The sequence below is a fragment of the Thermoactinomyces sp. CICC 23799 genome, assembly GCF_016055145.1.
Lineage (GTDB): Bacteria > Bacillota > Bacilli > Thermoactinomycetales > Thermoactinomycetaceae > Thermoactinomyces > Thermoactinomyces intermedius.
In genome coordinates this window covers 41,550-67,677 of sequence record NZ_JAECVV010000006.1, presented here as the reverse complement: position 1 = coordinate 67,677, position 26,128 = coordinate 41,550, and the positions used below count along the sequence as shown (strand labels likewise).

Below are 26,128 nucleotides of genomic sequence, written 5' to 3'. Positions count from 1 at the left end.
ACTCCACTCCTTCCTTCCGGAGGATTAAACCAGGTTGTCAAAGGTCAGCAGAGGTGAATCTCCGACGTTAATCCTGTGCAAGGGTATAACCGGTTTCGGTCAGCATTTCATCCAAGAGGGACAAAGACATGCCGACCACATTAAAATAGCATCCTTCAATCCGGTCCACCAAACAAGCTCCCAACCCTTGGATTCCGTAAGCTCCAGCTTTATCTAAAGGCTCTTTCGTGTTCACATACCATTCGATTTTCTCATCGGAAAGCGGTCGCATCCAAACGCGCGTCATCCGGTGCGATACATCCTCTCTCGTGATTTTCCCCTGATCAACGGTGATCAAAGAAAGCCCGGAATAAACCTGATGCTCTTTTCCTGACAACATCCTCAGCATGGAAACGGCATCCTGTTCATCTTTCGGCTTTCCCAAAATGGTTCCATCAAACACAACCACCGTATCCGCTCCGATGACCAAAGCATTCCGGCATCCGGCGGCAACTGCCTTCCCTTTGCGCCTTGCCAGTTCTTCCACAACTTTTTCCGGCAAATCGGGCAAATCCCTCGTTTCATCAATGCGGCTTGTTTGAACACGAAACGGAACTCCAAAACGTGCAAGCAATTCTCTTCTGCGAGGAGATCCGGAAGCCAAAACAATTTCGCGTTTCATATCCATCCACCAACACCTGCCTGAAAACCAAAACCAACCAACGGTTATAATCAATTTCCAAAAATTTACATATTGTCTTATCAAGGAAAAAAGCACCCGCTTTCGCGGGGTGCCGTCAATTCATATATCATTTTTTAGTTTATCAGATGGCAAGCTCTTCAACAAGATTCCAAACGCCCTTGGTGACATCCGACTCAAAAATTTCATTGTTCTTTTAAGGATTGGATCAATTTCTCGTAACCCACGGTGTACCGGATCAACCCCTCTTGCATTTGCCACAGGAGCGCCTGGCCGGGATTTTTTTGTGCAGCCAACCCGCTTTGCACGGCCTGGTCCAACGCTTGGATCATCCGGTCCGCCGATTCCCCGGCGTCACCCGGAAGTTTTCCTTTCACCGCTTGCATTTGGACGACAAAGTTTTGGAATTGTTCAGATAAATCCCCCGGTACCTTGAGAGGTGTTTCCTGCTGTGCCGTTCCCCGGATGGCGCCGGCTGACAGGCTGCTCAGTTGTTGCACCAGGCGGTTTCCTTGTTTCAATGGATCCAGAAGCGCTTGGTTCACTTCCGGATCCAATGCCGCTTCTCCCTGTAAACGGACTTCCTTCAAATAAACGGAGACATCCTGCTTCTGATAAATTGCCGACAATTTCAGGGCCAGGTCCCGGTCAGGTGCCATCCCCAGATAAATCCGGTACGGAGCTTGTTCCGACATCACGGCGGCCAACCCTTTCACCCGGAATTGATTCATCGCTTTTTCCGCTCCTGCTTTTTCTTCATAACTTCCCGCCTGCAACATCACGGTCTGAAGCGGGGGAAGAGCCTGGGAACGGTCGGTTGGTTCCGGTAGCGGCGTTTCTTTTTCCCCCGCATCCGGCGGCGGATTGAGATGAGAATCAATGGTACGGTTGGAAAACGTGGCATTTTCATTAAAAAACAAATTCAAGACGGAAAGTCCCATGATGGTGCCGATCACCAACGCGGCCCCGGCCGAACATATCATTTGCCAAGCTGGGTTGTTCCGCTTTTTTTTCCCGGTTCTTTTATGACGAAACGGATTGTTCGGGGAAGCCCACTGAATCACCCGTTTTTCATTCTTTGCCTTTTCCCACGGCCACACACTTCCTGTCGTCAAATTTTTCATTTTCAGCCATGGTTCCCACGATGGCTTTTGCGTTTCCGTTTTCGGTTTGTACAGCGGTTTGGTTTCCGTTGTGACGGAACAGTCATGCTTCGGCTTTGCAGCAACCGGTCTGGTTTGAAGCCTTACCTTTAATCCGGTTTTATGCACTTGCACTTGAGTTTTTCTCAGTTTCTCCATGGATTGACTGCCCCCTCTCTATCATCCTGTTAATATAGTTTATGAATTCATAGGAACGATAGAACCAAAACAGGGCAGGAAAAATTGCAAAAACTGCTCCCCGTACCAATCGCGGAGCACATCCCCGCACAATAAGGAAAGAAACATGCCTGCGGCCAAATGAGGACCGAACGGAAGCGGTTCACGGACGGCCGCCCTCCCCCGGGACCGGAGACGCCCGGCCACATGAAGCATGGAACTCAGCGTGGCAAACCAGATGGACAGCAAAAGCTGCGGCCATTCCACCACCCAGGATGCCATGGCGACCAGCTTGACATCCCCCCAACCCAGCCCGCGGCTGATCCAGCTGACCAGAGACAACCCCGACGTGATGAAAAATCCTCCGGCCAGGTAAACGGGCATGTTGGCGGCATCCACAAAGAAACGCCACGACATAAAGAGGAAAAAGCCGCTGTATGTGACCACATCGGGGATCAGAAAAAAACAGATGTCGGTCAGTGCAATCACCAATAACAACCAAACCAACACCGTCGCCATCCAACTTTCCCAACCGGTTCCCAGCTTCCACTGAACCGTCCATGACAAGCCGGCGGCGAAAATGGCGAAGAAAACCCGGGACAACGGTTTCAAACGAAATGAACAGTGTACCGGCTCCCCGCATTTGCCCGATCCGATCCAATAAGCCAGTCCGGGGATCCAATAAGCAACCAAGCCGCTTACGCCCGCCGCCATCCATAATCCATATTCATTCAATGGCACCGATTCCTTCCTCCTGCAGTTTTCTCAATTCCATTTCCATGGTCTGCATGCCTGAAGCCTGATGAGCCTGCATCACGGAAGGAAGCTGGTGGATCTCGCCATTTCGAATCAGATGGGCAACGGAACGATGGTTCAGCAAAACTTCAAAAACCGGCCGCATACGCCTGCCGATTGGCCCGGCCATCTTTTGGGCCACCACCGCCGACAGCGAAGCCGCCAATTGCGACCGCACCCATTTTTGCCGATCCGCGGGAAAACTGTCAATGATCCGGTAAATCGCCTTTTCCACATTCCCGGCATGAAAAGTGGCCATGACCCGTTTCCCCGTTTCGGCAAGGTGAAGGGCGGCCATGATGCTTTCAACGTCCCTTAACTCCCCGACCATGATCACATCCGGTCCTTGCCGCAAAGCGGACAACATACCACTTACATAACTTTCGGTGTCTTTCCCGATTTCCCGTTGGATGACCAGCGACTTTTTTGACGCATGGAAATACTCGATCGGATCTTCCAACGTCAGGATATGTAAAGCTTCCGTATGATTCAATTCCTGAATCAACGAAGCCAGCGTTGTCGTTTTTCCGCTTCCGGTCGGGCCCGTGACCAGCAACAAACCGGTTTGATACATCACTTTTTGATACAGCACCGGGGGAAGATGAAGCTCTTTCGGAGTCGGAATGCGATCCGGCAAAAAGCGGATGGCCAGCGCCAGACGCTCTTGTTTTTGATAACAATGAATCCTCGCCCGGTGATGGCCTGAATGCCATGTGAAATCCGACTCCCTCACCGGATCGGTCCCGGATGGCATGCACTTTTCAATCTCTTCTCTTATTCCCCGGCCGGCATACCATACCAAGACTTCCCCGTTCACCCGCATACAAGGATGCTCCCCCTCAATGTAATGCAAATCGGTCGCGCCTTCTTTCAAAGCAAGATGAACGGCTTCCTCCAACAGCACCCGCTTCCCTCCTCCCGCAGAAATCCCGACAATTTTTACCAATTCTACTTTGTTTTGAATTTTCCTTTCCATCCGCGGATCTTTTCCCTGCTTGCAATCCTTTCTTTTTTCACGCAAACTAATGGTAAACCATATCCATTTTTCACTACATAAAGGAGTATTTTATGCTTTCAGTCAATCAACTTACCGGTGGATATGCCCGTCAACATCCGGTCATCAAAAATGTCAGTTTTTCGGTGAAACCCGGTGAAATGGTGGGCCTCATCGGGTTGAACGGCGCCGGAAAAAGCACCACCATCAAAAATATCTTGGGCCTTGTCACCCCTTTTTCCGGCACCGTCACCATCAACGGGTATACGTTGTCAGAAAATCCGGAATCGTTCCGGTCCCAACTCGCTTACATCCCGGAAACCCCGCAATTTTATGAAGAACTCACTTTATGGGAGCACCTGGAACTGACAGCCAGTGCTTATCAATTGTCCCGGGAGGAGTTCCAACAGCGCGCAGGGGCCTTGCTGGAACGTTTCCGGATGAACAAAGTGAAAAACTGGTTTCCGGACACTTTTTCCAAAGGCATGCAGCAAAAAATCATGATCTTGTGCGCTTTCCTGGTCCGCCCCCGCTTTTTGATCATCGATGAACCCTTTGTCGGGTTGGATCCGCTGGCCATCCGTTCTTTGCTCCAATTATTGGAAGAAAGAAAAAAAGAGGGGATGGGCATTTTAATGTCCACACACATTTTGGAAACGGCCGAAAAATTTTGTGAGCGCTTTGTATTGCTTCATGAAGGCGAAGTGCGCTTCTCCGGCACCCTGTCCGAGATGAACCGGCAGGCGGGAACCCGGAACAAGGCATTGGATGAACTGTTTATGTTGGCGATAGAAGGGAAGCGATCATGAATACCGGCAAACTTTTTTATGACCGAATGAAAAATTCCTGGCTGGCTGCCATGCGCTCAATCCGGATGGTGGCCAGTAGCGGGGGGACGCCCCTTTTTCTGGGAATCTTATTCATTGCCCTGTATTTTGCTTACGAGCAATTCCTGATCTGGCTGCCCCCTGATTTTCCGATTGAACTTTTGTTAACTCTTCCTTATGCCTTGCTCTTGACATCCAGCCGGATCCGCACATGGATCCAGCCGGCTGATTCCGTTTTTCTTCTGCCGCTGGAAACCCGGATGAAACCGTATTTTCGGGCCAGCTTGATCTACAGCACCGCCATTCATCTGATTCACCTGGCCATTTTCACCCTGTTGCTCTATCCGGTTTTTCTCGCGGTTTGGAAAAGCCATGGATTCTTTTTTGTCTCCTATGTCTTTTTTGCCGTCATCCAAGTGGTAAACATCTTCGCCGAATGGTGGCAAATGCGGTTAACCATTTTGCTCCCCGTGCAGCAAGTGCGTCTGGTAACCGGGATCCGCTTTCTGTTCAACGGAGGGGCCGCTTATGCTTTCTTGCATCAGCAGGGAATCTGGGCGTCGGTCTTGCTCATCGGCCTTCTGCTTTCAGCCATTGCCGTTTACCGAAAAGCTCCTGCCTGTCCCTATCCCTGGCGGTTGATGCAGAAATCGGAAGCAAACACATTGGCCCGTTATCATTCGCTGGCCGGCTTGTTTGTGGACATGCCGCGGCTCAAGACCCCCGTCAAGAAACGGGCATGGCTGATCCGGTTTCTTCCCCGGTGGTCCCGGCAACAAGCATCTTCATATTTGTATTGGCGCACCTTTATCCGGAAAAGCGAACTGTTTTCCATTCAAATCCGACTGCTCATCTGGGCCATGATCTTGATCGGGATCTTTCCAAACCGATGGGTGAGCGCCGGCGTCTGTGTCGCCTGTGCTTGGATGTTCATCAAGCAATTGCCGCAATTGGCCGATCCGAAACAATACCCGGGCATCCGCCGGTTATATCCCCTCTCAGCCGCTCAATGGGCTAAAGGGTTGACGTTCATCGGATGGATCAACCTGGGAATCCAAACCGTATGGATCGCGTTATTCGCCCGGATCGTTGATGCATTGTCAACCCTGGAATGCTTGTGGTTGGTCATCACCGGTGCCTTGATCAGCACGGCGCTCAGTTTGCTTTATTTGCCACGCCGGGGGGAACATCTCATCAATTCCCGTTAAAAAAAGGCTTGAGATGGTTCTCAAGCCTTTTATTTTTGCAAGTTTTTAACATCCTGAACGATTTGCCCGGCATCCGGCTTCAATCCGTCATAAAATTTCACGACTTTCCCGTTTTGGTCGATCAGATAAAATTGTGTCGGGTGATTGACCAACAGCGGAACATCCGGGGACGGCCCTTCCTGTTGAGAGATGGACCCCTTAAAAGCCTCTTGAGTCAACTTTTGAATCTCCTCCAGGGAATAACCAGTCAAAAAGTGCCATGAATTTAAATCAGCATGGTGCTTTTCGGCAAACACCCTCAACTGTTCCGGTTGATCATGTTCAGGGTCCACCGTGAACGATACGATTTCCGCTTTCACCCCGGCTTGTTTCAGAGCTTCTTGAACTTTGGACATATTTGCCGTCATCGGCGGACAAACATTGGGACAGCGCGTGAAGATAAAGTCGGCCAGCCAAACTTTTCCCTTCAAATCATCCAATCCCACGGTTTCGTTGTTTTGATTGGTATATGTAAATGAAGGAACCCTCCAATTCAGATCGGACACATCATTATCGGATACGGCACTTTGTCCGGTTTGGGTTTCTTCTGCCGGCTGGTCGGCGGCACCGCATCCGGCCAAAACGGCCAACATGCCGATCAAAATCAGCGCAAGCCATTTTCCTGACTTCACCGGTCTCTCCTCCTTTCTCATGCAAAGCATAGCATAAATCCTTCCTGCAGAAAAAGAGCCGGTGAAATACCGGCTCTTTTCCGACTCCGCAATCATTTTTTACTCATTCACCCGTTCTTTTTGCAATTCTTCTTTCAGCATGTGAGCCACCCGCCAAATGTCGCCGGCCCCCATGGTCATCACCAAATCGTTGGGCTGTACATGTTGAGCCAGATATTCAACCACTTCTTCTTTGGTGGCCAAAAACCGGGTATTGGCATTGCTGTTTTGCTTGATCAGTTCGGCCAAACGCTCGGCGGTGACGCCGGGAATCGGTTGCTCGCCGGGCGGTGCGTAAATGGTATTGATGATCACTTCATCCGCATCGTAAAAAGCCTGGCTGAATTCATTCATCAATAAATGCGTGCGTGAATACCGCTGCGGCTGGAAGACGACAACCATCCGGCGGCCGAGCGCCTTTGCCCCTTTTAATGTAGCTTGGATTTCCGTCGGATGATGGGCATAATCGTCCACAATCAAGATGTCTTGTTCTTCGCCAATCACCTGGAAGCGGCGTTTGGCTCCCTGAAAACGGAACAACGCTTTCACAATCTGCTCAAACGGCACCCCGACTTCCAGGCAGACAATGACGGCCGCCAAGGCATTGGCCACATTGTGGCGCCCCGGGATGTTTAACAGCACATCCCCCAACACCTCTTCCCCGCGCACAACGGTAAATTGAATCTGACGCAAATTTTCGCGGATGTTTATGGCCCGGTAATCCGCATCGCGGTCAATGGCATACGTGATGATGCGGCCGTTTACATCATCCGCCATTTCCCGGACATATTCATCGTCCCAAAACAGCACTGCCGCACCGTCGGGCCTTACCTGATTGAGGAAGGAACGGTACGCTTTTTTCAAGTTTTCAAAATCGCCGCCATAATTTTCAAGATGATCTGCTTCAATATTGGTCACGACAGCCAGATGCGGATAATACTCCAGGAACGATCCGTCGCTCTCGTCCGCTTCAGCGACGACATAATCGCTCTGGCCGGCTTTGGCATTTCCTTTCAGGGCGACAATCTCTCCACCGATGATATAGGTCGGATCCACTCCGCACAATTCCAGCGTCTGGGCAACCATGGAGGAAGTGGTTGTTTTTCCATGAGCCCCTGCAACCGCGATCCCTTTTTTGTCATTCAAAAGGCGGGCCAACATTTGAGAACGGTGAAGCACTTCAATCCCTTGTTCTTTGGCCGCCACCCGTTCCACATTGTCCGGAGAAATGCTGGAAGAATAGACAACGATGTCCGCCCCGTCGATATGCTCCGCCGAGTGTCCGATCGAAACCTTGGCTCCGCGCTCCATCAGGTTTTTCACCAATGCATTTTCAGCCACATCCGAACCGGACACCTGATAACCCAAGTCCAAAAGAACCCGTGCAATGGCACTCATGCCATATCCGCCAATTCCTACAAAGTGAACCCTTTTTTGACTATTCATCGTGAAATCACCAACCTTCATGTAAGTCCCTGTCTTCCCCCATGGTTCATCAATAACGGCCGCACTGCAGAAACCAAATACAGCGATCCGGCCACAATGCCTAAATCATCATCATTCAATTGGTTTTGGAATACGTGAAGTGCGTCTTGTTCTCCTTGGACGGGCACCACGTTTAAATCCGGATTGATTTCTTTCAACATGTGGGCCAATTCCTCCGCCCCAAGGGAACGGGCATGTTCCTCAAGCGAGGTTGTCACAACAAAATCAGCCGTTTGCGCAAGGTGCTCCAACATTTCCCTGACCGGTTTGTCTTTCATCATGGCAATCATAAAACCGATTCGGCGATAACGGGATCCATATTTTTTTATGGTTTGAACCAACGCCTTGATCCCCTCTGTATTGTGAGCGCCGTCCAGTCGAATGTGCGGCCGGTCACCCGCTTTTTCCAACCGGCCCGGCCATGCTGTTTTTTTCAATCCGTTGAGATAGTGCTCCGGCTCGATGACCGTTGCATAATTTTGGCGCAAAATTTCCAACGTCATCAATGCCGTTGCCGCATTTTGCAACTGATGATCCCCGGCCAGCGGGAGCGAAAGATTTTCCAACTTGCGATACACATTTTCAAACGTGAATCTTTGCTCATCCAGATCCTGATGGTGTGCGGTGGCAGAAAAATCTTCATTATACATATATAATCGGGAGTGTTTGTCTTTGGCAACCCGTTTGATGACGGACAGCGCTTCTTCTTTTTTGCTGCCGCAAATCACCGGCACTCCGGGTTTGATGATCCCCGCCTTTTCCGTTGCGATCTCTTCCAACGTTTTGCCAAGCCACTTTTGGTGGTCATAACCGATTTCGGTGATCACGGATACCAACGGGTAAACCACATTGGTGGAGTCAAAACGACCTCCCATCCCGGTTTCCCACACCACAAACCACGGGCAGGCTTCTTTCGCAAAATAACATAATGAGACCAAAGTCCAAAATTCAAAATGAGATGGGGCCCCCGGCCCTTCTTCCGCCATTTTTTCGATCAGCGGCTTTAATTCATTAACCCAGCGGACAAAAGAAGATTCATCCATCGGTTGTCCGTCGAATTGAATTCGTTCATGCCAGGAAAGAACGTAAGGGGAAACAAACATCCCCACCGAAAAACCGGCTTCTTTTAATACGGATGCAATCATGGCAGCGGTTGAACCTTTCCCGTTGGTTCCTGCAATATGAATGAATTTTAACCTTCGTTCAGGATGATCCAACCGCTCCAGCATCCATTCCATGCGTTCCAGTCCCGGTTGAATGGTTTTGGCACATGTTTGTTCCATCCAAGCGAATACTTCTTGAGCTGTTTCGAATTGAGTCATTCTCCCTCAGCTTCTTTCCAAAACTTTTTTAATTAATAAGAATACATTCACTTTGTCCATTTTGCCTGTTATCCGGCCATCCGTCAATATGAAACGGGGAGGGGAGAGCCCTCCCCCCTTGTCATCCTTCCATTTCCTTCAAACGGGCGAGCACTTTCTCCCGTTTTTCTTTGTACTCTTCACCCTTTTTCCGTTCTTTCTCGACCACTTCGGCGGGTGCTTTGGAAACAAAGCCGGGGTTTGCCAGTTTTTTCTCCACTCTTTCCACTTCGGCATTTAATTTTTTCAATTCGGCTTTCAGACGGGCAATGGTTTGTTCCACGTCCACCATTCCGGCAAGCGGCAAGAAAATCTCGGCTCCGGTCACCACATCCGCCATGGATTTTTGCGGCCGTTTGAGACCGGAATCAATGGTTAACCGGTCGACACCGCACAATTTTTTAATCGCCGATTCGTGGTTCCGGATGGTTTCTTCCATGTCACCGTCCGGACGGATCAAAAGCTCGATTTGACGTTTGGCCGGAACATCCATTTCCGCCCGGATATTGCGCACCGACCGGATGATTTCAATCAACACCCGCATCTGCCGGACCGCTTGTGGGGATTCGAACCGTTCATCTTCCACCGGCCACGGGGCGATCATGATGCTTTCCCCTTTCACCGGCAAATGCTGCCAGATTTCTTCCGTGATAAACGGCATCATGGGGTGCAACAACCGGAGGGATTGGTCCAGGACATGAACCAACACGGACCGGGTGACTTTTTTCGCTTCTTCATCTTCACCGTAAAGAGGAAGTTTGGCAAACTCGATATACCAATCGCAAAACTCATCCCAAATGAAGTTGTACAGCACCCGTCCCGCTTCTCCGAAATCAAAGCGGTTCAAGAGCCTGGTCACATCCCGGACCGTTTCGTTCAGGCGATGCAGGATCCACTGGTCGGCCGTTGAAAAGGGTCCTGCCAAGGAAAGATCTTCTTTTTCGACTCCCTCCAAGTGCATCAGGGCGAAACGGGAAGCATTCCAGATTTTGTTCGCAAAGTTTCTTGCCGCTTCCACGCGTTCAAAGCGGAAACGCTGATCATTTCCCGGGGTGCAACCGGTCGACAACATGTACCGCATGGCATCGGCACCGTATTGGTCGATCACTTCCATCGGATCGATCCCGTTTCCGAGCGACTTGGACATTTTCCGGCCTTCCGCATCCCGGACCAAGCCGGTGAACAGGACATTTTTAAACGGAATGTCATCGGTGAATTCCAGTGCCAAAAAGATCATGCGGGCAACCCAGAAGTAAATGATATCATATCCCGTCAATAAAACATCCGTCGGATAGTACCGTTTTAAGTCCGCGGTTTCTTCCGGCCAACCCAATGTGGAAAACGGCCAGAGTCCGGAACTGAACCAAGTATCCAGGACGTCTTCATCCTGCTTTAACTGATCGCTTCCGCAATGCGGGCAAGTCTTCGGTTCCTCACGGGCCACCGTCATCTCATCACATTGGCCGCAGTACCATGCCGGAATCCGGTGTCCCCACCACAGTTGCCGCGAAATGCACCAATCCCGCACATTTTCGATCCAGTTGAAATAGATCTTTTCAAAACGTTCCGGAACAAAACGGACGCCTTCTCCTTTTTTCTGGGCCTGAATCGCCCGCTCTGCAAGCGGCTTCATGGCCACAAACCATTGGGTGGAAAGATACGGTTCCACCACCGCGTCCGAACGTTCGCTGTGCCCGACCGAATGCACATGTTCTTCCACCCGGACCAGGTATCCTTCATTCTCCAGATCTTTGACGACTTGTTTGCGGCAGTCAAACCGGTCCATACCTTGGTACTTGCCGGCATTTTCGTTCATTTTCCCGGATTCATCCATCACCAAAATCCGCGGCAGTTGGTGGCGATTGCCCACTTCAAAGTCATTCGGGTCATGAGCCGGTGTGATTTTGACAACCCCGGTTCCAAATTCCTGATCCACATATTCATCGGCAATCACCGGAATTTTGCGTCCGGTAAGCGGCAGGATCACTTCTTTGCCGATCAAGTGTTGATAGCGCTCATCATCCGGGTGAACCGCCAATGCCGTGTCCCCGAGCATCGTTTCCGGCCGGGTGGTGGCCACTTGCACCGATCCGGAACCGTCTGCCAGCGGGTACCGGATGTGATACAAGGCGCCTTGCACCTCTTTGTGAATCACTTCAATGTCCGACAGGGCCGTCCTGGCAACCGGATCCCAGTTGATAATGTATTCCCCGCGGTAAATCAGGCCTTTTTCGTACAGCTTGACAAACACTTCTTTAACCGCTTCCGAAAGCCCTTCATCCAGCGTAAAGCGCTCCCGGCTGTAATCCAGCGACAATCCCATTTTCCGCCATTGATTGGCGATGTTTTTGGAATACTCATCCTTCCACTGCCATACAACGCCCAAAAACTTTTCCCGCCCCAGATCATGGCGGCTGACTCCTTCTTCCCGGAGTTTCGCTTCCACACGGGATTGGGTGGCAATTCCCGCGTGATCCATCCCCGGCAGCCACAAGGCATCATACCCCTGCATCCGTTTAAAACGGATCAAAATGTCTTGTAACGTGTTGTTCAAAGCATGGCCGATGTGCAGATTTCCCGTAACGTTTGGCGGCGGGATCACAATGGTGAACGGCTCTTTATCCGGGTCATTTCCCGCTTGAAAATACCCACCTTTCATCCAATAATCATACCATTTGGCTTCCGCCTGTTTCGGGTCATACGTTTTTGGCATCGTCGACATTCTTTCTAACCTCCTGCTCACCTTTCTTCCGAAAATAAAAAAAACCTTCGCCGGCAAAGGACGAAAGTTCTTTTCGCGGTACCACCTTTATTCACTAATTAAAAAATTAGTGCACTCTGACCAGATAACGGCTGGGACCGGGTTATCTTACACGGTTTCAAAAACCTTTCAGACACCTGCTCAGGAGCGACGTTCGACGGTTAAATGCAGAAGAAACCTTTCAGCCAAGGGTTTCTCTCTCTGACTGCTTTAATCCGTCTACTCTTCTCCGTCTTCGCATTTTCCATTCACATCTGATATTGACTATTATATTACACGGTTTCCAACTTTGCGTCAAACTATACCCCATTTGAATAAAAAACGGCGATACCGCCGTTTCAACAAGACGCATCGATGATTCCCTTTTATGAACGGACGCCAAACGTTTGTTTAATAAATTCATACATCGCCTGAGGATCCGCCAAAAAAGCCAGAAGCAACACCGTGCACAACAACAGGATACTGAGAAAAGTTAAGAACAACACACCTTTGTAAGTTTTTTTCACGATCGTTTTAACTGCTCTCAAGTGAATAAACCCCTTCCTGTCAGCATCCGAAGTCTTTTCTTTGTAACATATTCCTATTCTCCACATTTTGTACGTTTCTGTCCAGCATCCGAAACAAATTCCTTCGCTTTTAAACGATTGTATCTTAAATCGGTCTTCCATGAGATGCAAATGACTGATAATAAGTTTATCATCAAAAGAGCGATTGAATAGTGACAAAAAACAAAAAACCGGGAGATCCCGGATTTATTCTTCGTTTATCTGCGTTTTTCTTTATTCGTCTTTCCTTTTTTTCTGTTCATCCACAACCGGCGTACCAATGCCTTGGTTTTTTCATACCGGGCCATCTCTTGTTCCAGGCGCGAAACCGCTTCGGGCTCATCATTTAAAAGCTTGGGATCCTGATAATAAATCCGGAGAGTCTTTAACAGCCGTTCCGGATAGGACAAATATAATCCGAGCAGCTTTTTTTCCTTGGACCGGAGGGGGCAAATCTCTTCATAGGCCTGAATCAGTGCCGAAGGCGAATTTTTCGGATCGGACGGATCGCTCAGGCGTTCCACCGCCAGCGCCAGGTCACGTACCGGCGAATCCACCCCGGCATGGTCAAAATCGATAAAATAAAAGTTTTCCTGATCCGCGACAATGTTGCCCGGGTGAATGCGGATGTGGCAAAGGGCGTAACGCGGGGGAGCACCATCTTCCGATTCCAGATAGCGCTTCATGCCCCGGATCGCAAACGAGAGCGATTGGTCCAGCTGTTTAAAGATTTGCTCTGCCGACTGATCAAAGGGAGACGGAAATTCCCGTGCGCGGATTTGTTCCTGGTAACTCTTCAAATCCTGCCGTTTCTCCTCCCACTTGCCGATCAACCGTTCGTCCGTTTTTCCCGCCAATTCCGGATAATCTTTCAAGACCGGCTCCGAAAAGCGATGCATATGCGCCAATCCCATGACCACATCCCGTGCGGATACTTCGCCCGCCCCTTTTTCTTTCCACGGCACCGCATACCAACAGCTTGTACGGGTGCGTACAACGGGCTCACCTTCCGGGGTCAACTCCCAAGGCAACGTGTGCACAAACCCCTGATGGTTCATTTTTTCCAAAATCCGGTGAAGCAGCATCAATTTTTCATAAGAGGCCCCCGATCTTTTCAGCCCCAATTCCCGGTCCGGCAATGTCACTTTGAAGACCCGCCCGTCTCCTTCCACCCGGACCGGTTGCCAACCGTATTGGTCACAAACCATTTTCCATTCATCATAACGGGTGAAATCCAATCCACATCCTCCTCTCCCCACTCCAAACGAATACCGGAAAAACCGGTTTGGAATTTTTTCATTGGCACTGTAAATGAATTCCGTCACTAAGCTTCCCCATTTTCGTGCGATTCGGCTGGTTTTGCGGGAACTTGCAAGATTTGTCCGGGTTCCAGCCGGTCGGTTTTCAACCGGTTTTTATTCACAATCTCATCGGCAGACACCTCATACTTGCCAGCCACCTGGTCAATGGTCTCATTTTCTTGCACGATTACCATTTTGATCGGAACAAAATTTTCTTCCTTTCCGTGAACCAACCAGCGGATCCATTCGGCCTTGCTCCGGGCTTCACCGGATTCATCCTTTTCTTCTCCGGCGGCGGAGTCTTCCACAGCGTCTTCCTCTTCGGCAAGGACCGGTTCAGGTGCGCCATCTTCCTGTTTCGGCACCTCCGCCGTCTCTTGGACGGGGGGCTCCTCTTCCGCTGTTTCTGGCAGGATCAAATCTTCCTCCGGTTTCAAATCCATTTGCTTGGATTTTTGCCTTTCATACCAGAAATCTTTGGGTGACAATTTGATTTCCTGTACAACCTCTTTGCTTTCTTTTTCCTCCGGTTCTTTTTCCGATTGCGCCGTCTCGTGCAAAGCCGGTTTTGAAACTTCTTCGGCCGCCTTCACTTTTTCCCCGGCTTTCTCTTCGCTTTCATCCGCAGCCTTTCTTTCGCCGGTTTCACGGACCGGTTTTTCTTCCTGTGCTTGTTCCTGTGCTTGCCGCTGTGCAACAGCCTCCGAAGGATCCTCTTCTTTCTCAGCCGCCTCCTTGTTCCCGTCTTCCCCGGAAATGGTTAAAGGTTGAGCTGTCGATCCGGAGAAAACCGGATATTTTTGCACATTTTCCCCGCTTTGCTCTTCTTCCTCACTGCTGCTTTCGGGGAGCAAACCGTCAATCATTAAAATCGCTTCAATCTTCAACTCAAATGGAGACAGGACTTCATAATCAAACGTCTCCACTTCCGCGGAAATCCGGGACTGCTCTGCCCTGTCGGCAGGAAGTGTGATTTCCACCGGAATCACATAAGCCAGCTCATTGGTTTCTTCCCCCACGCCCCCGTTATGTAAGGCCCCGCTTTCTCCTTCAGCGGTTTGTTCTTCCCCTACATAAACGCCGTTCAAACGCAAATAACCTTGGATTTTTAAATGTTGACCCTCGTCTTTTATCTCTACATCCGGATATAAGTCCAGTTCCAGGAGGGTATCGATTCCCGGTTGTTGCGGATGTAAACGCACCTTCTCCAAAATGTCGAAACGAAGCTGAGTGAACTGATTTTCCATTTGATTCCCTCCTTTTGAGGATTTTCTTCACCAAACGACATCACAGTGCCCGTCGTTTGGGATATTAGTAAACTATATGCAATTCCTTTCCAGTTATAACCGGTTCTTTTGGACAGGAGGTTGAAAAAACAGAAAAAGAGACGGCAATCCTTACGGATGCCGTCTCTTAACGGTTTCATGCTTTCTCATATTCATTTGGACAATTTTTTCAGTGCACGCCGGTTTGCTTCGATGGTGCGCTCAATGTCCGATTCACTGTGGGCCACCGAGACAAACATGCCCTCGAATTGGGAAGGCGGCAACAAAATCCCTTCCTCCAGCATGTTTCTGTAGTAGGAAGCAAACAAACCGGTATCGGACGATTTGGCCTGTTCATAGCTGGTCACTTTTTCATCGGTAAAGAAGAGACATACCATGGAACCGACGCGGTTGATATGATGCGGCACACCGGCTTCTTCGGCATTTTGTTTCATTCCTTCTTCCAGCATGGCCCCTTTCTTCTCCAGCTCCTCATAAGCTTGCGGGGTCATGGCTTCCAAGGTGGCCGTACCGGCTGCCATGGCCAACGGGTTTCCGGATAACGTGCCGGCTTGGTAAACCGGGCCGACCGGAGCAATCATCTCCATGATCTCGCGTTTGCCGCCGAAAGCCCCCACCGGCAAGCCGCCGCCAATCACTTTCCCCATGGTGGTCAGATCGGGCATGACGTTGTAACGTCCTTGGGCGGAATAATAATCCACACGGAAACCGGTCATCACTTCGTCAAAAATCAGGATGGTTCCATATTGTCCGGTGATCTCCCGGATTCCTTCCAAAAAGCCGGGCTGAGGCGGAACCACACCCATATTGCCCGCAACCGGTTCGACAATCACCGCGGCGATCTCTTCGCCAAATTTCTCAAAAGCCAGCCGGACACTGTCCAAATCATTGTACGGAACGGTTAACGTCGATTGGGCCAAATCCATCGGAACGCCGGGGCTGTCCGGAAGACCGAGCGTGGCCACCCCGGAACCCGCTTTAATCAACAAGCTGTCCGAATGCCCGTGATAACTTCCTTCAAACTTCAAGATTTTCGTCCTTTGGGTATAAGCGCGTGCCAAACGGATGGCGCTCATCGTGGCTTCGGTTCCGGAATTGACCATGCGCACGATATCCACGGAAGGCATGCGCTCGGTAACCATCTTGGCCATTTTCGTTTCCAGTTCCGTCGGCGCCCCGAAACTGGTTCCTTTTTCTGCCGTTTCTTTCACTTTCCGGACCACATCGGGATGGGCATGTCCCAAGATGAGCGGCCCCCAGGAACAGATATAGTCGATGTACCGGTTCCCGTCGACATCCGTCACCACGGAACCTTGCCCTTGTTCAATAAAAACCGGGTTCAGACCGACCGATTTAAAAGCACGAACCGGGCTGTTGACACCGCCTGGGATCACTTTCACCGCTTCCTGGTAATCGGCAACGGATCGTTCAAAAGAAAGACGCATAACGGACCCACCTTTTTTCATGTTCTTGAGCGATATGTAAACGCGCTGTCTGTATTGTAACGCAAAACCCGCATCCGGCAAATCAACCGGCCGGAAGGGCCCGGCTGGTTGAAACCGGCATGCGAAAAATCATTCTTTCAGCCAACGGGCCAAATCCTTGGCATGATAAGTGATGATCAAATCCGCTCCGGCACGTTTAAATGCCAGCATGCTTTCCATCACCACTTCTTTTTCATTGATCCAGCCGTTGATGGCCGCCGCTTTGACCATGGAATACTCCCCGCTCACATTATAAGCCACCACCGGCAAATCAAAACGTTCGCGAACCCGTTGCAACACATCCAAATAAGCCAATCCAGGTTTTACAATGAGCACATCGGCGCCTTCTGCCACATCGGATGCGGCTTCACGCATGGCTTCCCGGACATTGGCCGGATCCATTTGGTAAGAACGCCGGTCGCCAAATTCCGGAGCCGATTGTGCCGCATCACGGAACGGTCCGTAGTAGCTGGAAGCATACTTGACGGCATAGGACATGATCGGGACATTTTCAAACCCGGCTTTGTCCAGTCCTTCGCGAATGGCGTAAACAAACCCGTCCATCATATTGGATGGGGCAATCATATCCGCTCCCGCCTCGGCTTGCGAAACGGCCGTGGAAACCAACCGTTCCAAGGACGGATCGTTTAACACCTGCCCGTTTTCCACCACACCGCAGTGGCCGTGGGAGGTATATTCACATAAGCAGGTATCGGCAATCACATACAGGGAGGGATATTCTTTTTTCAGATACCGGATCGCTTCCTGGACAATTCCGTGCGCATCATCGGCTTGAGATCCGCATTCATCTTTATGTGCCGGAATGCCAAATACCAAAACCGAACGGATTCCAAGTTTCACCACTTCATCCATTTCCTCGTGAAGACGGTCCAAAGAATATTGATAAACGCCCGGCATGGAGGGAACTTCCTGTTTGATCCCCGTTCCTTCAATCACAAAAAACGGATAAATCAAATCATCGATATGCAAATGTGTTTCTCTCACCAGAGACCGGATGTTTTCATTCATGCGTAAGCGGCGATGACGAATAAATGAAGCCACTGATTTCATCCTCCTTCTAAAAACCTTACGGCAACTGCTTCAATGCTTCCACCAATCCTTCAATGGTGTACTCTTTGGCAATGCTGTTCACTTTCAATCCCGATTCCTTGGCCGTTTGAGCCGTAATCGGGCCGATGCAGACAATTTGCACCCCTTTTAGCAATGAGGTGACATCCGCTTCCACCGTTTGCAGGGACCGGACAAAGTTCCGGACCGTGGAGGAACTTGTGAAAGTTATCACATGAATCGTTCCTTCCCGTAACCCCTGAACAATTTCACCCGCATTTCCAGTTTCTGTCTCCGTGTCGTAGGCATCAGCGTCGGTCACTTCACAACCCATCTCAGCCAGCTTGACCGCTAAAATTTTGCGGGCAATGTTGGCGCGGGGCAATAAGATTTTATCTCCCGCTTTGACATGGTGGCGAAGGCTTTCAATCAACCCTTCCGCTTGGTATTCTTCGGGAATCACGTCGACGAGCAACCCTTTTTCCCACAGGGCTTCGGCCGTTTTCGGGCCGATGGCGGCGATCTTCGCTTTGGCCATTTGCCGGATATCGATCTTTAACTCGCGCAATCGTGAAAAGAAAAATTTCACCCCGTTGACACTGGTGAAAACAATCCAGTCATATTCATGAAGGCGGCGGAGGGATTGATCAAGAAAGGCCTGGCGTTTCGGGCGGGTGATTTTGATCACCGGAAACTCCAGCGATTCTCCTCCCAATTCATGAATCTTCTCCGACAAGCTTTGGCTTTGCTCCCGTGCCCGGGTGACCAAAATCCGTTTGCCAAACAATGGTTTCTGTTCAAACCATGCCAGCTTTTCACGCAGACGGACCACTTCCCCGACAACAATCACCGCCGGCGGGCGGAAATTTCGTTCTTCCGCCTTTTCAACAATATCCTCGAGCGTGCCGACCAAGGTTTCCTGTTCCATTTTGGTTCCCCAACGGACCAAAGCCACCGGCGTATCGCCGGCTCTCCCGTGTTTTCTCAACTGTTCGACGATATAGGGAAGGTTTTTGACTCCCATCAAAAACACCTGGGTTTCGGTTGCCCGGGCCAAGGAAGCAAAAGAAACGGAGGGTTCATTTTTTTCTTTCCGTTCATACCCGGTGACCACCGAAAACGATGCATTCATATCCCGGTGGGTGACCGGAATCCCTGCATAAGCCGGAACGGCAATGGCAGAGGTGATGCCGGGGATCACTTCAAAAGGAATACCTTCTTCCACGCAACGTTCGGCCTCTTCCCCGCCGCGTCCGAAAACAAAAGGATCCCCGCCTTTCAGCCGGACCACCGTCAATCCTTGTTTGGCCTTTTCAACCAGCAGATCATTGATCTCTTCCTGCGTGTGTGTATGATGGTCGGATGATTTTCCCACATAAATCCGTTCGGCATTCTCCTTGGCATGATTCAAAAGCTGGGGATTGGCCAACCGGTCATAAATGATCACATCGGCTTTTTTCAGCGCCTTTAATCCCTTGACGGTGATCAAGCCCGGATCCCAGGGGCCCGCACCAACCAGATAAACCGTACCGGTCATATCTTAAGTCCCTCCCGCACGGTTTCCAACAGCCGGCCGGCCCCTTCTTCTTTTAAGCATGCCGCCAAATCTTTTCCAATCTTTTCGGGATCGTTCCCGCGGATGCCTTTTTTGATCACGGCTTGTCCCCCGGGATCGGCAACGAGGCCGGTCAAATGAATCTCATCTTGCTCCAAGGTGGCATGAGCTGCAATCGGCAAATGGCATCCGCCTTGAAAAGCATGCAAAAAAGACCGTTCGGCAGAAACGGCTTTTTTCGTTTCCTCATGATTCAACCGCTGTAAAACAGCCAAAAGCTCTTCATCATCCGCACGGCACTGGACAGCCAAAGCCCCTTGCCCGACTGCCGGCAGCATGACATCCGCGGTTAGCTCCTGGCAAATTTTGTTTTCCCAGTCCATCCTTTTCAATCCGGATGTCGCCAAAATAATGGCATCAAACTGGCCTTCCTGCATCTTGCGGATTCGCGTTTCCAAATTGCCCCGCACCGGTTTCACTTTCAAATCCGGACGATAAGCCAAGATTTGCGCCTGGCGCCTCAAACTGCTGGTTCCCACCACCGCTCCGGACGGGAGTTCGTCCAATGTTTTTCCGTCGATGGATAACAGGGCATCCGTCGGTGTTTCCCTCACCGGAACCGCCCCGATCACCAATCCGGGGGGCATTTCAGAAGGCATATCTTTCATGCTGTGCACGGCAAAATCAATTTTCCCATCCAACAAAGCTTGTTCAATTTCTTTGACAAACAATCCTTTGCCGCCCACTTTGGACAAGGTGACATTTAAAATGCGATCGCCTTTGGTCACAATTTTTTCCACCCGGATATCCAATCCCGGTTCCAATTCCTTCAAGCGTTCGATCACCCAATGGGTTTGGGTAAGTGCCAACTCACTTCGTCTTGTTCCTGCCACAAGCGTCCGCATGCCACAGACCCTCCTTTCTCCTTCGCTCCGTTTAACATCATGTTTTCCAACCATTCAGCCATTTCACGGCGAACCCCGTCCGGGTTTCGGCGGCAAGCTTCAATCCACCGGTCCGATGCCAATTCTTTGTACAGCCGGTACCGGAGCCGTTTTTCCGTGACCCGGGCTTGAATTTTCTGCCGCATCTCATGCACCAGATCCAAATACAGCTCATATTCCTCGCCATAGATGTCTTCCAGTTCGCGGCGGATTTTCTTGGCCACGGACGGGCTTGCCCCTTGGGTGGAAATGGCAATTTGCAGTCTCCCCCGTGTCACGACCGAAGGGATCGTAAAATTGCAAAGCCCGGGCTGATCAACGACGTTAATCCATTGATCCCGCATCACCGCATGGCAATAAACGGTCCGGTTGACATCGGGATCATCGGTGGCGGCAACCACCAAAAATTGGCCCGCACCATCTTCTTTTTGGTAAGGCCGGGCGAACCATTCCACTGTTCTGGAAAGCGCCCAATATTTGATCATGGGTGTGACCGCCGGACTCACCACTTTGACATAAGCTCCGGCATCGATCAGCGTCTTCACTTTGCGCCCGGCCACCTTTCCTCCCCCCACCACCAAACAGGGCTTTCCTCTCAGATCAATCATCATGGCATAGGGTTGCCTCATCTTTGTCGTGCTCCTTCCGGTCTCAGAACCATTGATGAAAGGAAACACCTGCTTGGGTAATGAAATAATTCAGCAAGATGGATAAAAAAGAAAGCGAACTCCACCAAGCCAGGCGCCGGCCGGTCAACCGTGTGCGCGCCCATTGCCAGATAATCCAGCCGTACAAAATCATTACCCAAAACGTTCCCCACAATTTCGGATCCAACCAAAGCCGGTTGCCAACCGTTTGGTAACCATAAATGATACCTAATAACACGGAAATTAGCAAGAAAACGGCACCGGCGACAACCGACCAAACGGAAAAGGACTCCAGCCGGTCCAAGCTGGGCAAGATGCGCAACAAACGATTCCACTTTTTCTCTTTCAACAAATGATTGCTGACCAAATAAAGCCCCCCGCTGATGCAAGCCAGCGAAAAAGCGGCATAGGCCATCATCGCGATGGTCACATGAATGAAAACCAGTTCCGTCAACAACAAATGTTCAAAGGCTGCGGATGGATGACGCACAAAAAACAGGTTCAACACCAAAACGACAAACCCCATCAGATTGGCCAGAAAATAATAAACCGGCATACGATAGACCAGATGCATGACCAGTGTAAAACTGACCAAAATCCATGAGTAAATAAAAAAAGCATCAATCCAAAACGGCAGTTGTACGGGCCACCAATCAAAAACTGCCAGGATGAAAACTGCCGTTTGGATCAACCACACGATCCCCAAGAAAAAATAGGATATTTTCTCGGAGCGCCTGTTCCGGTGCAACAGATCAGCAAAAGAAAACAAGATGCTGAACGCATATAAATATATGATGAAATCATAAATCCAACGCTCCGCAAACATCAAGGTTTCCTCCTTTAAATGCGGGCCCAAGCCTCATGACCAAGCGCTGGATTTTTCACTTCCACTTTGGCTGTTTCTTCCTCATCTTCCTGCTTTAAAAGCTCTTCCAAAGCAAACAAGTAAACAAACATTTCCTGTGCCGCTTCTTTCTGCGGCGTGGTGGCCAGTTCCTTCAGACGGACAATCGGATCACGCATCATTTGGTTGACAATGCTCTTGGTGTGTTTGCGAATGACCCGTTTTTCCCGCTCAGTCATCTCCGGCAGCTTCCGTTCGATCTTGTTCACGGCATCTTCCTGAATGGACAGCGCTTTTTCCCTCAGCGCCGAGATCAGGGGAACGACGCCCAAAGTATCCAGCCATGTGTTGAATTCCCGAACTTCTTCCTCAATCCAGCCCTTGATTTTTTCGGCTTCTTTCTGCCTTAGGGACATGTTGGATTCAGCAATTTCTCGCAAATCATCAATGTCATATAAAAACACGGACTCCAGCCCGGCGATAGCCGGATCGATGTCCCGGGGCACGGCAATATCGATCAAGAATAGCGGGGAACGGCGGCTTTTTAATACCGGTTCCACCATGGAACGGGTCATGACCGGTTCTTTGGATCCGGTGGAACTGACCACGATATCCGCTTCTTTCAGGCAAGCAACCAGATCTTCCCATGGCCTTGCTTCCCCGTGAAACTTTCCGGCCAGCTCCTCCGCTTTCGAAAAGGTCCGGTTGACAACTTGTACACGCTTTGCCCCGTTGGAATAAAAATGTTTCGCCGTCAATTCGCTCATTTCGCCCGCACCGACCAAAAGAATCGTTTTATCCTCAAAGGAGTCAAACATTTTCTTGCCCAATTCCACGGCAACATAACTGACGGATACGGCATTTTGTCCGATTTCGGTTTCCGAATGAACACGTTTTCCAAACGTGACGGCCTGTTTAAACAATGTATTGAATAACGTTCCGGTTGTTTTGCTTTCCATCGCTGTGAAAAAGGCTTGTTTCACCTGCCCCAGGATTTGGGTTTCGCCCAACACCAGGGAATTCATGCCGCAAACGACATGAAACAAATGCCGGACGGCATCTTCGTTCTTTTTCACGTAAAGGTAATCACAAAACTCTTCTTTGGGGATACGAAACCAGTTTTCGATAAAGGTCTTGGCATAATATTCACCGGTGTGGAGCTGGTCACAAACCACATAAAGCTCCATGCGGTTGCAAGTGCTCAAGATCACGCATTCCATAATGCTTTTCATATCCCGCAACGTTCTTAAGGCATAATCCAGACGGTCTTCCGAAAAGGCAAGCCTTTCCCTCAATTCAACCGGAGCGGTCTCGTGATTCAGTCCAATGGTCAGTATATGCATGTTGCTCTTCACCTCGATTCCCGACACTGGGCACAAATCTGCGATGAATCAAACTTCATTATAACATACGATTGTAAATCCCCGGAAAAACGGGTGTGAACACATTTTGAAGCCGCCGAAATCCTGTTGAGCAAATATTGCCAATCTTATTATATAATGGAAATATAGATCCATGCCTAATTTAAATGAGGTGATCGACTTGAGAAGGTCTGTCAAGCGGCTTTCTTGTTTCCTGCTCGTTCTTTCTCTGGTCTTCTTGTCAACGGCATGCACATCTTCCCCTGACGATAAATCCAACATCCGGCTGGTCGAGGTGACGCATTCCATCTTTTACGCACCGCAGTATGTGGCCTTAAGCCAAGGTTTTTTTGAACAAGAAGGATTGTCGGTTGAACTGGTCAATGGAAACGGCGGGGACAAAACCATGACCACCCTCCTGGCCGGGGAATCCGACATCGTTCTGGTCGGCGTGGAAGCCGGCATCTACGTCACCGCCCGTTCCCGTTCCGATACGATCAAAGCCTTTGCCCAACTCACCCAAACTGACGGATCATTTTTGGTATCCCGCCAACCCGTCCGCCAATTCGACTGGCAAATGTTAAAAGGCCGGTCACTCTTGGGACAACGGCGGGGCGGCATGCCGGAAATGGTCAGTGAATACGTACAACGGAAAAATCAATTGATTCCCCATCGGGATGTGCGAATCATCCAAAATGTCGATTATCAAAATTTGGGAAATGCGTTTTTGGCAGGAACCGGCGATTTTGCCCAACTGTTTGAACCCATCGCTTCCAAAATCGAAGCCGAAGGCAAAGGATACATCGTCGCATCGTTTGGAAAAGAAAGCGGCCGTCTCCCCTACACTTGTTACCTGGCGAAAGAGAAGTGGCTCCGCGAAAATCCGGATATCGCCCAAAAATTTGTCCGGGCCGTGTACAAAGGACAAATCTGGGTGAAGAACCATTCCCCCGAAGAAATTGCCTCCGCCATCCAAAGTTATTTTCCCGATACCGACCGCTCCATCTTGATTCGGGTGATCAAGCGATATAAAGATCAGGACGCTTATGCAGACAATCCCGTCATCGATCCGGATGAATACAAGCATTTCCTCGGCATTATGTCCCAAGCCGGCGAATTGCCCAAAAATGTTCCCTATGAGGAACTGATTGATCCTCACATCAGCCAAAAAATTGTGGAGGAACTCAAAGGAGGGGGAGGGACACCATGAAACCCACACCGGCTATCCAGTTTCAGAACGTGACGCATACCTTCTTCAGCAAGGAAGAAGAAGTCACTGCCATCCGGGACATCAATTTCACTGTCGAACAAGGAGAAACCCTGGTTTTAGTCGGTCCCAGCGGTTGCGGAAAAAGCACCATCCTCTCGCTTCTGGCCGGCATTTACAAACAGACGGAGGGGCAGATTCTGTTGTTCGGCAAAGAGGGAAAAACCCATGCGGCCAAATACACCGGTTACATGCTGCAAAAGGACGGATTGCTGGAGTGGCGCACCGTCCTCAAAAACATGATTTTGGGTTTGGAATTCCGGAAACAAAACACGCCCGAGCGCGTCGAATACGCCCTTCATCTCCTCAAACAGATGGGGTTGGAACACACGGCCCATCAATATCCGTCCCAATTGTCCGGCGGCATGCGGCAACGGGTGGCGCTGGTCCGCACATTGGCCGTCAATCCGGAAATCCTGCTGTTGGATGAACCTTTTTCGGCTCTGGATATTCAAAACAAAATTGCTTTGGAAGACTTGTTGAAGGATGTCATGAAACAACACAAGAAAACGTCTGTCCTCGTAACCCATGACCTTGAAGAAGCCTTGGCGGTGGGCGACCGGATCTTGGTGATGGGCGGCCGTCCCGGAACCATTCAAAAAACGATGGCCGTTCCGGAAGAAATCCGCGCTTTGTCTGCGCTGAAATCCCGCAGCCATCCGGTTTTTCGCCGGCTGTTCGAACAATTGTGGCAGGAGGTGGAACAACCGTGAGCTTTTTTTCGTGGAAAAAGTGGTTGACCAAAGGGGCCAAGAGCCCCTCTCATGCCGATTTCCTGCGCAGATTGCGTCTCCGGCAAATCGGGGTTTGGTTCTTGCGCTTTGTGATCCTGATCGGTTTTGTCTTTGCATGGGAATGGGGAGCCCGGGCCGGCTGGATTGACTCCTTTTTATTCAGCAGTCCTTCGCTCATGATGAAGCAAGCGGCCGAATTGGCCCGTTCCGGGGAATTATATTCCCATATCGCCATCACATCGATGGAAACCATTGCCGGCTTTTTGATCGGCACCCTGTCCGGGGTTATCCTTGCCACCATTATATGGGCTTCACCGTTTTTATCCCGTGTATTGGATCCCTACCTTGTGGTTTTAAACAGCATGCCGAAAGTGTCGCTCGGCCCCCTGTTCATTGTTTCGTTCGGTTCCGGCTTCGTCTCCATTCTGGCCATGGGAATCGCCATCACCGTGATCATTACGACCATCGTCATTTACACCAGTTTTCAAAGCGTGGACTCCAGTTATCTGCTTTTGGCCCGTTCGTTTGGGGCCAGCCGCAGCCAGATCTTTTGGAAGATCATCTTTCCCGCCGCCATTCCCGATATGATTGCCGCCTTGAAGGTCAATGTCGGGTTGTCATGGGTGGGGGTCATCGTCGGCGAATTTTTGGTCTCCAAGCAGGGGCTCGGTTACTTGATGATTTACGGTTTTCAAGTGTTTAATCTGCATCTTGTGATGTTAAGCCTGATGATCGTGGCGGTCATCGCCACCATCATGTATCAGTTGATCGCGGTCATTGAAAAACGGCTCGTTTATAAAGGACTGCAGCAAAACGGATAACCGAAGCACAAGATTGGTCCCGCTTCCGTTAGTGCCGTTTTCTGTTTCCCAATTCTTTTCTTCATTTTTTCTTCACGGCCGGCAGGATAAACCCGGCCGGATCGATAAATCTGTACCTTGCTCCTGCTGAAA

General features: G+C 50.2%; 23 protein-coding genes and 1 other annotated feature. Of the genes, 5 read left to right on the top strand and 18 right to left on the bottom strand.

What is annotated here, in order from left to right:
• Window positions 1-67: 67 nt before the first annotated feature.
• The 4 genes from I8U21_RS09290 to I8U21_RS09275 form a co-directional block, all read right to left on the bottom strand.
• Window positions 68-667 carry a Maf family protein gene (locus tag I8U21_RS09290; RefSeq protein WP_181731772.1) on the bottom strand — a complete coding sequence of 200 codons (600 nt, stop codon included), beginning with the start codon at window positions 665-667 and terminating at the stop codon, window positions 68-70.
• A gap of 197 nt (window positions 668-864) precedes the next feature.
• Window positions 865-1,980 carry an SPOR domain-containing protein gene (locus I8U21_RS09285; protein ID WP_181731773.1) on the bottom strand — a complete coding sequence of 372 codons (1,116 nt, stop codon included), beginning with the start codon at window positions 1,978-1,980 and terminating at the stop codon, window positions 865-867.
• A gap of 39 nt (window positions 1,981-2,019) precedes the next feature.
• On the bottom strand, window positions 2,020-2,739 hold the full coding sequence (locus tag I8U21_RS09280; RefSeq protein ID WP_198053795.1) for a prepilin peptidase: 720 nt from the start codon (window positions 2,737-2,739) through the stop codon (window positions 2,020-2,022).
• Window positions 2,726-3,769, bottom strand: a complete 1,044-nt coding sequence (locus I8U21_RS09275; RefSeq protein WP_181731775.1) for a type IV pilus twitching motility protein PilT — start codon at window positions 3,767-3,769, stop codon at window positions 2,726-2,728. Before I8U21_RS09275 ends, I8U21_RS09280 begins: the two co-directional genes overlap by 14 nt.
• A gap of 92 nt (window positions 3,770-3,861) precedes the next feature.
• Here I8U21_RS09275 and I8U21_RS09270 point away from each other — a divergent pair, with 92 nt between their 5' ends.
• Both I8U21_RS09270 and I8U21_RS09265 read left to right on the top strand, forming a co-directional pair.
• Complete coding sequence (locus I8U21_RS09270; RefSeq protein ID WP_181731776.1) at window positions 3,862-4,596, top strand: ABC transporter ATP-binding protein; 735 nt, start codon at window positions 3,862-3,864, stop codon at window positions 4,594-4,596.
• Window positions 4,593-5,822, top strand: coding sequence for an ABC transporter permease (locus tag I8U21_RS09265; RefSeq protein ID WP_181731777.1), 1,230 nt, complete (start codon window positions 4,593-4,595; stop codon window positions 5,820-5,822). Before I8U21_RS09270 ends, I8U21_RS09265 begins: the two co-directional genes overlap by 4 nt.
• A gap of 29 nt (window positions 5,823-5,851) precedes the next feature.
• Here the strand turns inward: I8U21_RS09265 and I8U21_RS09260 are convergent, their stop codons facing one another.
• From I8U21_RS09260 to hemA, 14 genes are all read right to left on the bottom strand, one after another.
• Entirely contained in the window at window positions 5,852-6,493 is a 642-nt protein-coding gene (locus tag I8U21_RS09260) for an SCO family protein (protein ID WP_181731778.1), read from the bottom strand.
• Window positions 6,494-6,592: 99 nt separating this feature from the next.
• Window positions 6,593-7,978, bottom strand: a complete 1,386-nt coding sequence (murC, locus tag I8U21_RS09255) for a UDP-N-acetylmuramate--L-alanine ligase (protein ID WP_181731779.1) — start codon at window positions 7,976-7,978, stop codon at window positions 6,593-6,595.
• A 17-nt stretch (window positions 7,979-7,995) separates the two neighbouring features.
• Window positions 7,996-9,300, bottom strand: a complete 1,305-nt coding sequence (locus tag I8U21_RS09250) for a bifunctional folylpolyglutamate synthase/dihydrofolate synthase (protein WP_181731780.1) — start codon at window positions 9,298-9,300, stop codon at window positions 7,996-7,998.
• Window positions 9,301-9,460: 160 nt separating this feature from the next.
• Window positions 9,461-12,100 carry a valine--tRNA ligase gene (locus tag I8U21_RS09245; RefSeq protein WP_181731781.1) on the bottom strand — a complete coding sequence of 880 codons (2,640 nt, stop codon included), beginning with the start codon at window positions 12,098-12,100 and terminating at the stop codon, window positions 9,461-9,463.
• 53 nt (window positions 12,101-12,153) lie between these two features.
• Window positions 12,154-12,384: a binding site (T-box leader), on the bottom strand.
• A 120-nt stretch (window positions 12,385-12,504) separates the two neighbouring features.
• Window positions 12,505-12,666: a hypothetical protein gene (locus I8U21_RS09240; protein WP_181731782.1), complete on the bottom strand. Its 162-nt coding sequence runs from the start codon at window positions 12,664-12,666 to the stop codon at window positions 12,505-12,507.
• A gap of 236 nt (window positions 12,667-12,902) precedes the next feature.
• Window positions 12,903-13,922 carry a phosphotransferase gene (locus I8U21_RS09235; RefSeq protein WP_198053794.1) on the bottom strand — a complete coding sequence of 340 codons (1,020 nt, stop codon included), beginning with the start codon at window positions 13,920-13,922 and terminating at the stop codon, window positions 12,903-12,905.
• An 86-nt stretch (window positions 13,923-14,008) separates the two neighbouring features.
• The gene (locus I8U21_RS09230) at window positions 14,009-15,232 is read right to left on the bottom strand and encodes a LysM peptidoglycan-binding domain-containing protein (RefSeq protein ID WP_181731784.1); all 1,224 of its coding nucleotides are present in this window, start codon (window positions 15,230-15,232) and stop codon (window positions 14,009-14,011) included.
• 191 nt (window positions 15,233-15,423) lie between these two features.
• A complete protein-coding gene (gene hemL, locus I8U21_RS09225) occupies window positions 15,424-16,716 on the bottom strand; it encodes a glutamate-1-semialdehyde 2,1-aminomutase (protein WP_198053793.1) in 1,293 nt (430 codons plus the stop codon).
• Window positions 16,717-16,845: 129 nt separating this feature from the next.
• Window positions 16,846-17,817: a porphobilinogen synthase gene (gene hemB, locus I8U21_RS09220; protein WP_370527057.1), complete on the bottom strand. Its 972-nt coding sequence runs from the start codon at window positions 17,815-17,817 to the stop codon at window positions 16,846-16,848.
• A 25-nt stretch (window positions 17,818-17,842) separates the two neighbouring features.
• A complete protein-coding gene (cobA, locus tag I8U21_RS09215; protein ID WP_198053792.1) occupies window positions 17,843-19,360 on the bottom strand; it encodes a uroporphyrinogen-III C-methyltransferase in 1,518 nt (505 codons plus the stop codon).
• The gene (gene hemC, locus I8U21_RS09210; protein ID WP_181731788.1) at window positions 19,357-20,283 is read right to left on the bottom strand and encodes a hydroxymethylbilane synthase; all 927 of its coding nucleotides are present in this window, start codon (window positions 20,281-20,283) and stop codon (window positions 19,357-19,359) included. The genes cobA and hemC overlap by 4 nt, the downstream gene beginning before the upstream one ends.
• Complete coding sequence (locus I8U21_RS09205; protein WP_181731789.1) at window positions 20,220-20,951, bottom strand: precorrin-2 dehydrogenase/sirohydrochlorin ferrochelatase family protein; 732 nt, start codon at window positions 20,949-20,951, stop codon at window positions 20,220-20,222. The genes hemC and I8U21_RS09205 overlap by 64 nt, the downstream gene beginning before the upstream one ends.
• A gap of 22 nt (window positions 20,952-20,973) precedes the next feature.
• Window positions 20,974-21,795, bottom strand: coding sequence for a cytochrome C assembly family protein (locus tag I8U21_RS09200; protein ID WP_181731790.1), 822 nt, complete (start codon window positions 21,793-21,795; stop codon window positions 20,974-20,976).
• A gap of 14 nt (window positions 21,796-21,809) precedes the next feature.
• The gene (hemA, locus tag I8U21_RS09195) at window positions 21,810-23,156 is read right to left on the bottom strand and encodes a glutamyl-tRNA reductase (RefSeq protein ID WP_181731791.1); all 1,347 of its coding nucleotides are present in this window, start codon (window positions 23,154-23,156) and stop codon (window positions 21,810-21,812) included.
• Window positions 23,157-23,328: 172 nt separating this feature from the next.
• On the opposite strand from hemA, the gene I8U21_RS09190 reads away from it, so the two are divergent.
• Genes I8U21_RS09190 through I8U21_RS09180 form a run of 3 tightly spaced genes read left to right on the top strand, consistent with a single transcriptional unit; the run spans window position 23,329 to window position 25,996 of the window.
• On the top strand, window positions 23,329-24,384 hold the full coding sequence (locus I8U21_RS09190; RefSeq protein WP_181731792.1) for an ABC transporter substrate-binding protein: 1,056 nt from the start codon (window positions 23,329-23,331) through the stop codon (window positions 24,382-24,384).
• A complete protein-coding gene (locus I8U21_RS09185; RefSeq protein ID WP_181731793.1) occupies window positions 24,381-25,154 on the top strand; it encodes an ABC transporter ATP-binding protein in 774 nt (257 codons plus the stop codon). The genes I8U21_RS09190 and I8U21_RS09185 overlap by 4 nt, the downstream gene beginning before the upstream one ends.
• Window positions 25,151-25,996 (top strand): ABC transporter permease, encoded by an 846-nt coding sequence (locus tag I8U21_RS09180; protein ID WP_309544810.1) that lies wholly within the window; start codon window positions 25,151-25,153, stop codon window positions 25,994-25,996. Before I8U21_RS09185 ends, I8U21_RS09180 begins: the two co-directional genes overlap by 4 nt.
• The last annotated feature ends 132 nt before the right edge of the window (window positions 25,997-26,128 follow it).

What these genes read in the sequence shown, in the direction of transcription:
- I8U21_RS09290 (WP_181731772.1), bottom strand. Translation starts at nt 667, where the DNA reads ATGGATATGAAACGCGAAATTGTTTTGGCTTCCGGATCTCCTCGCAGA.
- I8U21_RS09285 (WP_181731773.1), bottom strand. Translation starts at nt 1,980, where the DNA reads ATGGAGAAACTGAGAAAAACTCAAGTGCAAGTGCATAAAACCGGATTA.
- I8U21_RS09275 (WP_181731775.1), bottom strand. Translation starts at nt 3,769, where the DNA reads ATGGAAAGGAAAATTCAAAACAAAGTAGAATTGGTAAAAATTGTCGGG.
- I8U21_RS09270 (WP_181731776.1), top strand. Translation starts at nt 3,862, where the DNA reads ATGCTTTCAGTCAATCAACTTACCGGTGGATATGCCCGTCAACATCCG.
- I8U21_RS09265 (WP_181731777.1), top strand. Translation starts at nt 4,593, where the DNA reads ATGAATACCGGCAAACTTTTTTATGACCGAATGAAAAATTCCTGGCTG.
- murC (WP_181731779.1), bottom strand. Translation starts at nt 7,978, where the DNA reads ATGAATAGTCAAAAAAGGGTTCACTTTGTAGGAATTGGCGGATATGGC.
- I8U21_RS09250 (WP_181731780.1), bottom strand. Translation starts at nt 9,300, where the DNA reads ATGGAACAAACATGTGCCAAAACCATTCAACCGGGACTGGAACGCATG.
- I8U21_RS09245 (WP_181731781.1), bottom strand. Translation starts at nt 12,100, where the DNA reads ATGTCGACGATGCCAAAAACGTATGACCCGAAACAGGCGGAAGCCAAA.
- I8U21_RS09230 (WP_181731784.1), bottom strand. Translation starts at nt 15,232, where the DNA reads ATGGAAAATCAGTTCACTCAGCTTCGTTTCGACATTTTGGAGAAGGTG.
- hemL (WP_198053793.1), bottom strand. Translation starts at nt 16,716, where the DNA reads ATGCGTCTTTCTTTTGAACGATCCGTTGCCGATTACCAGGAAGCGGTG.
- cobA (WP_198053792.1), bottom strand. Translation starts at nt 19,360, where the DNA reads ATGACCGGTACGGTTTATCTGGTTGGTGCGGGCCCCTGGGATCCGGGC.
- hemC (WP_181731788.1), bottom strand. Translation starts at nt 20,283, where the DNA reads ATGCGGACGCTTGTGGCAGGAACAAGACGAAGTGAGTTGGCACTTACC.
- I8U21_RS09205 (WP_181731789.1), bottom strand. Translation starts at nt 20,951, where the DNA reads ATGAGGCAACCCTATGCCATGATGATTGATCTGAGAGGAAAGCCCTGT.
- I8U21_RS09200 (WP_181731790.1), bottom strand. Translation starts at nt 21,795, where the DNA reads ATGTTTGCGGAGCGTTGGATTTATGATTTCATCATATATTTATATGCG.
- hemA (WP_181731791.1), bottom strand. Translation starts at nt 23,156, where the DNA reads ATGCATATACTGACCATTGGACTGAATCACGAGACCGCTCCGGTTGAA.
- I8U21_RS09190 (WP_181731792.1), top strand. Translation starts at nt 23,329, where the DNA reads ATGCCTAATTTAAATGAGGTGATCGACTTGAGAAGGTCTGTCAAGCGG.
- I8U21_RS09185 (WP_181731793.1), top strand. Translation starts at nt 24,381, where the DNA reads ATGAAACCCACACCGGCTATCCAGTTTCAGAACGTGACGCATACCTTC.